At 62.0% G+C, this 12,542-nt stretch carries 6 protein-coding genes; 4 read left to right on the top strand and 2 right to left on the bottom strand.

Annotated elements, in window-relative coordinates:
• The 3 genes from FFS68_RS09275 to FFS68_RS09265 all read left to right on the top strand — a co-directional run bounded on the left by FFS68_RS09275 (position 1) and on the right by FFS68_RS09265 (position 5,682).
• Entirely contained in the window at positions 1-3,165 is a 3,165-nt protein-coding gene (locus FFS68_RS09275; protein ID WP_137752915.1) for an efflux RND transporter permease subunit, read from the top strand.
• Positions 3,158-4,558 carry an efflux transporter outer membrane subunit gene (locus FFS68_RS09270; RefSeq protein ID WP_137752914.1) on the top strand — a complete coding sequence of 467 codons (1,401 nt, stop codon included), beginning with the start codon at positions 3,158-3,160 and terminating at the stop codon, positions 4,556-4,558. The genes FFS68_RS09275 and FFS68_RS09270 overlap by 8 nt, the downstream gene beginning before the upstream one ends.
• A gap of 68 nt (positions 4,559-4,626) precedes the next feature.
• A complete protein-coding gene (locus FFS68_RS09265; protein ID WP_249340102.1) occupies positions 4,627-5,682 on the top strand; it encodes a DNA alkylation repair protein in 1,056 nt (351 codons plus the stop codon).
• Positions 5,683-5,815: 133 nt separating this feature from the next.
• On the opposite strand, the gene FFS68_RS09260 is transcribed toward FFS68_RS09265, so the two are convergent.
• Both FFS68_RS09260 and FFS68_RS09255 read right to left on the bottom strand, forming a co-directional pair.
• On the bottom strand, positions 5,816-7,849 hold the full coding sequence (locus tag FFS68_RS09260; RefSeq protein ID WP_137752912.1) for a transglycosylase domain-containing protein: 2,034 nt from the start codon (positions 7,847-7,849) through the stop codon (positions 5,816-5,818).
• A 572-nt stretch (positions 7,850-8,421) separates the two neighbouring features.
• On the bottom strand, positions 8,422-8,892 hold the full coding sequence (locus tag FFS68_RS09255; RefSeq protein WP_137752911.1) for a hypothetical protein: 471 nt from the start codon (positions 8,890-8,892) through the stop codon (positions 8,422-8,424).
• Positions 8,893-9,151: 259 nt separating this feature from the next.
• Here FFS68_RS09255 and FFS68_RS09250 point away from each other — a divergent pair, with 259 nt between their 5' ends.
• On the top strand, positions 9,152-12,541 hold the full coding sequence (locus tag FFS68_RS09250; RefSeq protein ID WP_137752910.1) for a helicase-related protein: 3,390 nt from the start codon (positions 9,152-9,154) through the stop codon (positions 12,539-12,541).
• Position 12,542 lies beyond the last annotated feature (1 nt).

Here is a 12,542-nt window from a genome sequence, read left to right as displayed (position 1 = left end):
ATGACCCCCCGCTTTTTCATCGATCGCCCCATTTTTTCATGGGTCATCGCCATCGGCATCCTGCTGTCGGGCATCATCGCGCTGCGCGGCCTGCCGGTCGAACAATATCCCTCGGTCGCGCCGCCGTCGCTGACCATCGGCGTCACCTATCCGGGCGCCGACGCCAAGACGCTGGAACAGAATGTCACCCAGGTCATCGAACAGGAACTGAACGGGGTCGAGGGTTTCCTCTACATGGCCTCGACCAGCGAATCGAACGGCACCGCGTCGATCACCCTGACCTTCGAGGCGGGAACCGACATCGATAATGCACAGATGGAAGTGCAGAACCGCCTGCGCCGCGTCGAACAGCGGCTGCCCGAGGATGTCCGCCGCCAGGGCATTTCGGTCACCGAAGCCAATTCCGGGTTTCTGCTGATCGTCGCGATCACGTCGAAAAGCGGCGAGACCGACCCGATGGAGGTCAATAATTTCGCCAACACCCGTGTGCTTGACGAGCTGAGGCGGGTGAACGGGGTCGGCAATGTACAGGCGTTCGCACCCGAATATGCGATGCGCATCTGGCTCGATCCGCAAAAGCTGGCGTCCTATAATCTCTCCCCCGCCGAGGCGCTGGGCGCGGTGCAGGAACAGAATAGCCAGACTCCGGGCGGCCAGCTGGGCGACCAGCCGCTAGGCAAGGGCGCGCAACTTAACGCTGTCATCACGACGCAGGGCCGCTTCACCACCCCCGAGCAATTTGCGAGCATCATCCTGCGCGCCAACCCCGACGGGTCGGCGGTGACGCTGGGCGATGTCGGGCGCGTCGAGCTGGGGTCGGCGAGCTATTTGTTTTCCTCCGAGCTCAACGGCAAGCCGATGGCGGGCATGGCGGTCCAGCTGACCCCCGGCGCCAATGCGCTGTCGACCGCCGCCGGGATCCGCGAGCGGATGGAGATGTTGTCCAAGGGGTTCCCGCCCGACATCACCTGGTCGATCCCCTATGACACGACGCCGTTCATCCAGCTGTCGATCGAAGAGGTCGTCATCACGCTGGCCGAGGCGATGGTCCTCGTCTTTCTGGTCATGTTCCTGTTCTTGCAGAACTGGCGCGCAACCGTCATCCCGACGATCGTCGTCCCGATCGCGCTGGCCGGCGCGTGCCTGGGACTGTGGATGTTCGGCTTTTCGATCAACGTGCTGACCCTGTTCGGCATGGTGCTGGCGATCGGCATCCTGGTCGACGACGCGATCGTGGTGATCGAGAATGTCGAGCGGATCATGAACGAGGAACATCTGTCGCCCTATGAGGCGACGGTGAAAGCGATGACCCAGATCACCAGCGCGATCATTGGTATCACGCTGGTGCTGATCGCGGTGTTCATTCCGATGGCGTTCTTCCCCGGATCGACCGGCGGCATCTATCGCCAATTTTCGCTGACGCTGGCGATCTCGATCGCCTTCTCCGCGCTGCTCGCGCTGACCTTGACCCCGGCGCTGTGCGCGACGTTGCTGAAACCGCATGATCAGGCCAAGCGCAGCGGCCCGATCGGCGAGCGCGCCGACCGCTTTTTCGGCTGGTTCAATCGCTGGTTCGGGCGCACCACCGACCGCTATCAGGGCAGCGTCGGCAAGATGCTGTCGGCGCCGCTACGCTGGCTCGGCGTGTTTCTGGTGCTGGTTGCGGTCACCGCGCTGCTGTTCACCCGCCTGCCCGGTTCGTTCCTGCCGCAGGAAGATCAGGGCTATCTGATTACCGTCGTCCAGGCGCCGCCGGGCGCAACGACCCAGCGCACCAACGAAGCGACCAAGCAGGTCAAGGCGTTTTTCGCCGAACAGCCGCAGGTCGCCAACGTCGTGCTGGTCAACGGGTTCAGCTTTTTCGGGCAGGGTCAGGCGAACGCGATCATGTTCACCCCGCTCAAACCATGGGACGAGCGCACCGGCGAGGGCGACAGCGCCGACGCGATCGCCGGCAAGGCGATGGGCACATTCAGCAACATCAAGGAAGCCTTTGCCTTCTCGCTCAGCCCGCCATCGATCCCCGAACTGGGCACGTCGAGCGGCTTTACCTTCAAGCTGCAGGACCGGGCCGGTAACGGGCGCGAGGCGCTGATCGGCGCGCGCAACCAGATGCTGGGCGGCGCGATGCAGAGCAAGCTGCTCGCCAATGTCCGCCCCGAAGGTCAGGAGGATGCGCCGGTGCTGAAGGTCGATATCGACCGGATCAAGGCGCGCGCGCTGGGGCTGTCGATCGGCGACGTCAACGCGACGCTCGCGATCACCTTTGGCAGCGCCTACGCCAATGATTTCACCCGCGAGGGCCGCGTTTTGCGGGTTTTGCTGCAGGCAGATGCGGCGAGCCGGATGACGCCGCAGGACGTCGTCGATCTGCGCGTGCGCAGCGCCAATGGCGACATGGTGCCGTTCGGGTCGTTCAGCACCGCCGAATGGACCGCCGAAGCGCCGCAGTTGCAGCGGTACAACGGCTATCCCGCGATGACGATTTCGGGCGAACCCGCACCGAGCCAGTCGACCGGCGAAGCGATGGCCGAGATGGAGCGGCTGGCCGCGGCGCTGCCCGCCGGATTCTCGTTTGAATGGACCGGCATTTCCTATGAGGAAAAACAGTCGGCGGGGCAGATCGGGATGTTGCTGGGGCTGTCGCTGGTCGTTGTCTTCCTGCTGCTCGCTGCGCTGTATGAAAGCTGGTCGGTGCCCGTATCGGTGCTGCTCGTGGTGCCCTTGGGCGTGCTCGGCGCGGTGCTGTTTTCGATGCTGCGCGGCCTCAGCGCCGACATCTATTTCAACGTCGGGCTGATCACGATCATCGGCCTCGCCGCAAAGAATGCGATCCTGATCGTCGAATTTGCGATCGAGCAGGAGGCCGAGGGCAAATCGACGCTCGATGCGGTGATGGAGGCGGTCAAGCTGCGCCTGCGCCCGATCATCATGACCAGCCTCGCCTTCATCCTCGGCATGGTGCCGCTCGTCATCGCGAGCGGCGCGGGGGCGGCGAGCCGGATCGCGGTCGGGTCGGGCGTGATGGGCGGCATGATCGCCGCCACTTTGCTCGGCATCTTCTTCATTCCGCTCTTTTACCTCTCGGTGCGCAAATGGATCAGCCGCAAGCGGCCGCCGTCGCCCGCCGAAAAAGGCCATCATGAGGAGCCCGGACATGCGTAAGCTGATCGCGCTGCTCGCGGCGACGACCCTCGCCGGCTGCGTCAACATGGCGCCGCCGCACGAGCGCCCGGCGCTGCCCACCGCACCCGATTACCCGCCGGCGTTCGTCGGCGATGTGACGCTGGGCCAGCGCGCGAGTGATGTCGCCTGGCGCGATTTCTTTGCCGACCCGCAGCTCGGAGTGCTGATCGCGCAGGCGATCGAGCGGAACCGCGACCTGGCCGTCGCGGTCGCGCAGATCGCCGAAGCGCGCGGGCTGTACCGGATCCAGGACGCCGACCGCCTGCCGACGGTGGGCGCGAGCGCCGATGCGGCGCGCAGCCGCGGGCCGTCGCTGACCGGCACCGGAACCGACACGACCAGTCGCTATTCGGTCGGGGTCGGGGTGACGTCGTTCGAGCTCGATTTCTGGGGGCGGGTCAAGAACCTCTCCGAAGCGGCGCGCAGCCAATATCTGGCGACCGAGCAGGCCGAGCGCGCCTTCCGGCTGACGCTGGTCCGCGACGTCGCGTCGACCTATTTCGCCTCGCGCGGCGCCACCGAACAGATCGCCCTCGCCGAAGCGACGGTGACCAGCCGCAAGGAAGGGTTGCGCATTGCGAAGCGGCGGCTCGACGCGGGGGTGACCTCGGCGCTCGATTACCGCCAGTCGGAAACGCTGCTGACGCAGGCCGAAACGCAGCTGGCGAGCCTGAAGCTCGGCAAGGCACAGGCCGATAATTTCCTGACCGTGCTGACCGGCGGCCCGGTGCCCGGCCCCCTGCCCGCGCCGCTGCCGCTCGTCGCGCAGGGGCAGTCGCCGGTGCTGACCGCTGGCCTGCCGTCGGACCTGCTCGTCGCCCGCCCCGACGTCTTGGCGGCCGAGGAACGGCTACGCGCCGCGCGCGCCAATATCGGCGCCGCCCGCGCCGCGTTCTTCCCGGCGATCTCGCTGACCGGCAGCCTGGGTTTCGCGTCGAATTCGCTGGATAATTTGTTCAGCAACAACGGCATGAATTGGAGCTTCGGCCCGTCGATCAGCCTGCCGATTTTCGATTTCGGTCGCAACAAGGGCAATCTGACCGTCGCCGAAGCGCGCGAGAATATCGCGATCGCGACCTATGAGCGCACCGTCCAGGGAGCGTTCCGCGAAGTCGCCGACGCGCTCGCCGGGCGCCGCTACCTGGCCGAGCAGGTCGACGCGCAGGAGCGCGGCACGCTGGCGCAGCGGCAGATCGCCGACCTCGCGCGCAAGCGGTACCGCGAAGGCGTATCGACCTATCTTGAAGTGCTCGACGCCGAACGCAATCTGTTCGCCGCCGAACAGACGCTGATCGAACTGCGCCGCGCCCAGGTCGACAATCTGGTGACGCTGTACGTCGCGCTGGGCGGCGGGTTGGTCGAGCGCCGCTAAGGATCACGTCGATTTCGGACAGTGCCACCACCCCCGCCCTGCTGAAGGACATCCTCGGTCCGCAGGCGTTGACGATAATCGCCGACGCCGGCGTAGCCGCTTCGCCGCGCTTCGATCGACCGGCTTTCCTGAACGCGGCGTCGACCGGCCTCGATCCGCTGTCGATCATGGAACGGGTGCGCCATATCGCCGGCGCGCTGCGCCCCGCGCTGCCCGCCGACTATGGCGCGGCACTCGACGTCATCGGGGCAATGGCGCCGCGGCTGACGTACGGGTTTCAGGCGGTGGCGGTGACCGAGTATGTGGCGCGCTACGGGCTGGACGATTTCGACCGGTCGATGGACGCGCTCGCCAGTCTGACGCGCTTTGGCACCGCCGAATTCGCGATCCGGCCGTATCTGGCGCAGGATGCCGATCGCGCGCTGGCGACGATGACGCGGTGGACCGGCAGCGACGACGCGCATGTCCGCAGGCTGGCGAGCGAAGGCGGCCGTCCGCGCCTGCCATGGGCGGCGCGCGTTCCGGCGCTGAAGGCCGATCCGACCCGCGCGGCGGCGATCCTGGAGGTGCTGAAGGCCGATCCCAGCCTCTATGTCCGCAAATCGGTCGCCAACCATCTGAACGATATCGCGAAAGACCGCCCCGACTGGCTGCTCGATCGGCTGGCGGACTGGCCGCAGGACGATCCCCACACCGTCTGGATCGTCCGCCACGCGCTGCGCACCCTGATCAAGCAGGGCGAGCCGCGCGCGCTGGCGCTGATCGGCGTCAGCCATGGCGCGGCGGTGACGATGCGGGGGTTCACGGTCGATCCGCCGGTGGTGCGGCTGGGCGAGCGGATCGTGATGAGCACCGAAATCACGTCAGCTTCGTCTGATGCCCAGCGGCTGGTGGTCGATTACCGGGTACATTATGCGCGCGGCGGCGGCAAAAGCGCGGCGAAGGTGTTCAAATGGAAGACGTTCGACCTCGCGGGGCGCGACACCATTGCCCTAAGAATCAGTCAAATCATCCGCGATTTCAGCACCCGGCATCATCATGCCGGGCGGCACGAGGTCGAGCTGATCGTCAACGGCCAGACGATGGCGACGAGCGGATTCGAGCTGTTGGCGGTCGGCGAATAAAGGTCGCCCGATGACTTGAACCGTAGCCCTGAGCCTGTTGAAGGGCGCTTGCCAGATAGGCGCCCTTCGACAGGCTCAGGGCTACGGTCACGGGGGTCCGCCCCCGTCAACACCGGACTGCACCGCCGTCCCCTCACCGCGGCTCGGGCACCGGCGCCGCGGGCGTTTCTTTCGGGATCGGCAGGCGCAAATCGATGCGGCTGCCGTTGATTTCGGTCGAGATCACCGCGTCGCCGCCGTCGATCCCGACGCTGCTGTTGTCGCCGATCGGAATCTCGCCGATGTCGGGAATGTCTTGCGGTTCGACCGGGCCGCGCGGGTTGGTCGGGCGCGGCGGCGCGGCTTTCTGTCCCGATGCCTGGGTCATGAAATCGCGCCACATCCGCGCCGGCAGCCCGCCGCCCGAAATGCCGCGTAGCGGCGAATTATCGTCGTTGCCGATCCACACCCCGACCACCAAGCCATTGGCATAGCCGACGAACAGCGCATCGCGATTGTCCTGACTGGTCCCGGTCTTGCCGAAATTCGCCTGCGGCAGCCGCGCGGCGCGGCCGGTGCCGCGGTTGACCGCGGCGCGCAGCATCTGTTCGATCGCGTCATGGACGCCCGACCCAAAGCGGCTCGGCCCCGAAATCAGATTTTCGAACCAGCCCTTGTCCTCGCCCGCGAACGCATGCGGGACGACCGGATAGCTGTTCGCGGCGACCGCGGCATAGGCGGCGGTCAGTTCGAGCAGGGTCATGCTCGACGTGCCGAGCGCCAGGCTGGGGTCGCCCTTGGTCATCGGCGCGGTGACGCCCAGGTCGCGCGCCATGTCGATCACCTTGTCGTCACCGACCTCGCGCAACAGCCGCACCGCCGCGACATTGCTCGACGTCGCGAACGCATCCTCCAGCGTGATCGTTTTCGAATAGGCGCCGCCCGAATTTTTCGGGCGGTACGAGCCGGTTTCGATCGGCTGGTTGTCGATCACGTCGTCGGGCTCCCATCCGGCGCGCAGCGCGGCGAGATAGACGAAGAGTTTGAAGGTCGACCCCGGCTGGCGCCGCGCCTGCGTCACCCGATTGAACGGCGACGCCGCATAATCCTTGCCGCCGACCATCGCGACGACTTCGCCATTGGGGCGCATCGCAACCAGCGCCACCTGCGCCTGCCCGACCCCGGCGCGACTGGTGACGCGCCGCGCCACCGCTTGCAATCGCGCGTCGAGCGTCGTCTTGATCGTCTGCCGCGAATAGCCGACGTCGCTGAGCTTGCGCGCCTCGGGCAGTGCCCAATCGGCGAAATAGGTCCCCGTTGGCAAGGTGTTCCGCGACCGCACATCGATGCGCGGGGTGCGCAGCGCCTTTCGCTCCTGCTCGGACAGATAGCCGGTTGCGACCATCGCATCCAGCACCAGCTTCATCCGCTTTTCCGCCAGATCGGGGTTCTTGGTCGGCGCCAGCCGCGACGGCGCCTGCACCAGCCCCGCCAGCATCGCGGCCTGCGCCGGGGTCAGTTTCTCGGGCTGACGATAGAAATAATGCAGCGACGCAGCGCGCAAACCATAAGTGTTGTCGCCGAAATAGGCGTTCGACAGATAGCGTTCGAGGATCTCGTCCTTGGTCAGCCACGCTTCGAGCCAGAAGGCGATCAGCGCCTCGCGCGCCTTGCGCCCGAGCGTGCGTTTCGGGGTCAGGAAGGTGAATTTCGCCAGCTGCTGGGTGATCGTGCTGCCGCCCTGCGTCCGGCCGCCGGTGACATTGCTCCATACCGCGCGCGCGATGCTGCGCGGATCTACGCCCCAATGCGTGTAAAAGCGCCGGTCCTCGATCGCGAGAAACGCGCCGGTGACATGCCGGGGCAGCGCGCTCGCCTTGACCGGCGTATCGACGATCGCCCCGATCCGCGCGATCGGGGTGCCGTCGGACGCGAGCAGGGTGATCTGCGGCGGCGCGATCGGTTCGAGCGATTTGGACAAAGGCGCGGTGAGCGCCAGCCAGCCGATGAGCAGGATGAAGATGATGCAAAAAATCGCAAAACCGCGCGAGATCCGGCGCAGCCATTTGCGCCGCCGCGTTTCGGGGACGACCGGCGGCGGCGCGTCGAAAACGGGCGCGCCCGGCGGCGCAAGGGGCGCCGCGACGACGATCGGATCGGGACTATCGGGTTTGCGAAACCAGGTCATGCTCACCCGCCGTATTAGAGGCTTAACACAGCATAAGCAAATATCTTATGCTGGCGCTGACCATGACAGCATAGCGGCGGAACGCGCAAGAACGGGAATATGGTGCGCTTACAGGACCGACTTTTAGACCTTAGTTAATTGAAATATAGTGTAATTTTTCGGCTAGAATTTTTTGGCCCCCGTAGCCGAGGACTGACCGAACTAAGGACTCACATCTCGTCCGGCGCCATTTCGGAGAAAAAGTCGCTGAAAACCGTGATCGCCGATTTTAAATACCGTCCGTCCACAGCCGACATGTTTTGGGCCAAATTTCGTTGCTAGGACTCACATTTACGCAATGCACGGTCTTAAAAGCGTTGTTATTCAGCGTTGTGCCCGCTCGCGCGCGGTATTGCGTTGGCAAATTTGGGGGCCAATTTCGCCGAAATTCGGGGCCCCTAAGGATCACCTTTCCTGAGCCGGGGCCCCCAGGGCCGAAGTCTTTTGGTTGTGGCTGGGGGCTGGTTAGGCAGGTTGCAGTCAGTTGCTCGCAGTGGGGAGCGCCACAACAGCAAGGCGGGATGCGTCGGTAATTAGCGATCGATGCTCGATTGGCTCGGGAATGATGCACCGACGACTGCCGTTTTGTGAGTAACCTCCGCGAGTGTTGCGGTGAGGCGGTTGATCTGAGACGCAGATTCAAGGCCGTCGGGGCAATACCTGGTAATTAGATACTCACGCGAATCGCTCAGAGAAGCGAGATGCTCGTTCGTCCGTTTCCGCAGTTGCAACCCAGCTGCCGCCGCTGCTTCCGCCCTCAATCCAAGATGGTGCCCCATGCGCCTCACCTCGATCGCGCTGCAGCCGCGATGGAGAAGAAACGCTGTCAGATATAATTCAATCGCCTGCACGGCGGTGAGGCGGAAAGGTGCCCAGCTCATCGGTTGACCACGCTGACCGCTGTCTCGAAGTACTGCCGCGGCTCGTCGATATTGGTCCGCGAGCAATCGAAGTGAAATTGGACCGGCGTTCTCGCCGGGATATGATTTGACGTCGTTCGGCATGTCGCGCCCATATCAAACATTTGTTTGCGTCGAATGAATCCCTAGACGCCACCGATATGGTGATTGGTGTAACCGCCCAGCAGCGCCACCTTCCCGCATAGTCGCTCATATACCGGGCTGCGGCGGATTGGGAGTCGTCGTCTTTTCGACGCCCAATGAGTGTTGGTTGCGCAAGAGCACATAGGAGTGTCTATTTCTCGCCCGGTTGCTGGCAATTCCTGAAAATCGAGATACTACGGCGGGATGCTGGGAGGGTATTTTGCCGAGAATTTTTGATAATATCGATAAGGCTCTGCTGCCCGAACTCAGCAAGGTTCTGTCCGTATCTGAAAGGGCCGATTTCTGTGTTGGCTACTTCAATCTACGAGGATGGCGCAAAATCGACCAACATATTGAACGTTGGTCGGGTCAGGATGGCAATGCTTGTCGCCTTCTAGTCGGCATGCATAAATCACCTGAGCGGGGACTGCGCGAAAAGCTGGCAACCGCTTATCATGATGATGGGATCGACAACGCTCGAGCCTTGGAATTGAAAAAGGAACTGGCCGAGGAGTTCCGCGCACAGCTTGCTCTTGGCGCACCTAGCAATGATGACGAAGCCGGTCTGCGGCGACTGGCTCGGCAAATTCGCGGCGGGAAAGTGACCGTAAAGCTATTCTTAAAGCATCAGCTACACGCCAAGCTCTACCTGCTGCACCGTTCGGACCCGATCAATCCGAAAGTGGGGTTTGTCGGCAGCAGCAATCTGACCTTTGCCGGCCTTTCGCTACAAGGCGAGCTGAATGTTGATGTGATGGATCACGATGCTTGCGACAAGCTGGCGGCATGGTTTGAAGATCGCTGGAACGACCGCTGGTGCATCGACATTTCGGAAGAGCTTGCGACGATTATCGAAGAAAGCTGGGCGGGGGAGAAGCTACTTGAACCTTACCATGTCTATTTGAAGATGGCTTATCACCTCGCGCGAGAGGCGCGGCATGGTCAATCGGAGTTTCGCATTCCCCGGATTTTTGGCGACAAGCTGTTCGATTTCCAGACCAGCGCCGTTAAAGTGGCAGCCCACCACCTAAATAAGCGTGGTGGCGTGGTGATTGGCGATGTCGTCGGCCTTGGCAAATCCATAATGGCGTCAGCCCTTCTTAAAATCGTTGAGGAGGTTGACGGCCGTAGCCTGATTATCTGCCCCAAGAACCTCCTCGATATGTGGCACGACTATGTTGAGACATATGAACTCAACGCCAAAATCATCTCGCTTTCGCGCGTCGAGTCCGAATTGAAGGAATTGAAGCGTTACCGAACGGTCCTGATCGACGAGAGCCACAACCTGCGTAATCGTGAGGGCAAACGCTACAAAGCAATTGAGGATTATGTCCGATCCAATGACAGCCGCTGCGTCTTGCTGTCTGCCACGCCATACAACAAGTCGTTCATCGACCTTTCCTCGCAGCTCAGGCTGTTCATTGAGGACGACCAAGATATCGGCGTTCGACCCGAGGCGATGATCCGCGCCATTGGCGGGGAAACCGAATTTGTCCGCAAGCATCAATGCGCGGTGCGCTCACTCCCGGCGTTCGAGAAAAGCGACCAGATCGACGACTGGCGGGAGCTTATGCGGCTTTACATGATCCGACGCACACGCGGATTCATTCTGCAAAACTATGCCCAGACCGATGAAGCCAATGGCCGGAAATTCATCACCTTTGCCGACGGCACACGATCATATTTCCCGGTGCGCCAGCCTAAATCCGTGAAGTTTGAAATTGACGATAGCGATCCCGACGATCCTTATGCCAGAGCCTATTCGGATGCGGTGGTATCGGCGGTCGATGGACTGAAATTGCCTCGCTACGGCCTTGCGAACTATCTGGCCGCAGACCCCGCTCATCCGCCGACAGCCGATGAAGGCCGGACTATGGACGGGCTTGGCCGAGCCGGTATCCGGTTGATGGGTTTTTGCCGGACAAACCTGTTCAAGCGGCTTGAAAGCGGCGGACCCGCATTCATCCAGTCGATTGAACGCCACGTCATGCGCAACCTCGTTTATCTTCACGCGCTTGAAAATGACCTGCCTGTCCCGATTGGGACGCAGGACGCAGAATTGCTCGATTTGACAGACGAAGACGCGGACTCTGAAGCCGCTGGCACACTGTTCGAGAATGGTGAGTTTGCGGAAGGCGAGGAAGAAACGACCATCGCCTCTACAGAAATGGACCGGCTGCAGGCGCAGGCCGCGCACATTTACGGCGTCTATTCTAATGCGAAAGCCCGCCGCTTCAAATGGTTGAAGGCTGCCCTCTTTCACCGCTCACTCCACAGCGACCTCGTAGCCGACGTTGATGCACTGCGCGAAGTGCTGCGTCATTGTGGCGCTTGGGCAGAAGACCGCGACACCAAGCTCCGCGCTTTGATTGATCTTGTCCGTGTCGATCACCCCCACGACAAACTGCTGATCTTCACTCAGTTCGCTGATACCGCACGCTACCTTGAGACTGCGCTCAAAAAGACGGGTGTTACGGCCATCTCTGCTGTCACGGGCCAATCCGAGAGCCCCACTCGGCTGGCATGGAGATTTAGTCCTAAATCTAACAAGAAAGAGCATGTAGCAAACGTCGACGGCGAGCTTCGTATCCTGATCGCCACTGATGTTCTTTCAGAAGGTCAGAACCTTCAGGATTGCTCCACCATCGTCAACTTTGACCTGCCTTGGGCAATCATTCGGCTGATCCAGCGTGCAGGTCGCGTGGATCGGATCGGGCAGCAGGCCAATACGATCAACTGTTATTCGTTCCTGCCGGCCGAAGGCGTGGAACGGATCATTCGTCTTCGCGCCCGAGTCCGTGAAAGACTCAAGGAGAATCAGGAAGTCGTCGGCTCAGACGAAGCGTTTTTTGAGGACGACGATCACAAGAACCCTATCCAAGATCTGTATAGTGAGAAATCTGGCATTCTCGATGGTGACGATGATGGCGAAGTCGATCTCGCTTCCTACGCTTTTCAGATTTGGCAAAACGCGATCAAGGACAATCCAAAGCTTCAAAAAGCTGTCGAGGATATGCCCGACGTCGTTTTCGCCACTAAAGCAATTCCGCAGCAGCCCGACGCTAAAGAAGGCGCGTTGGTCTATCTCCGCACTCCGGATGACAATGATGCGTTGGCATGGATGGCGCGGGATGGCGAAATCCTCACCCAATCCCCGCTGGCGATTCTCCGCGCTGCAGAGTGCGGCCCTGAGGAACCTGCGCTGGAGCGCACCGATTTCCATCACGACATCGTGCGGAAAGGAGTGGAGCATTTGATGCAGGAAGAGCGGACTACACACGGCGCGCTTGGTCGCCCGTCTGGCGCACGCTTCAAGACCTATGACCGCCTGAAACGCTGGGTTACCGACCAGGGCAACGCGCGCAGTCTGTTCGTTACCGAACACTTCGTTCGCGATGTAGAAAAGGCGATGGGTGATATTTACGAGTTTCCCTTGTTTCAATCGACAATTGATGCGCTCAATCGCCAGCTAAAAACCGGGATCAGCGACACCAAGCTCGCCGAAATGGTCATCGCCTTCCGTGAGGATGGTCGCTTGTGCATGAAGCAGGACAAGGGTGACACACAGAATGACATGCGGATCGTCTGCTCGATGGGATTAAAGGGCTAAT

It is taken from the genome of Sphingopyxis sp. L1A2A (assembly GCF_005502465.1).
GTDB lineage: Bacteria > Pseudomonadota > Alphaproteobacteria > Sphingomonadales > Sphingomonadaceae > Sphingopyxis.
Note: the sequence above shows the minus strand (reverse complement) of the source record. Positions and strands in the feature narration are given on the sequence as shown.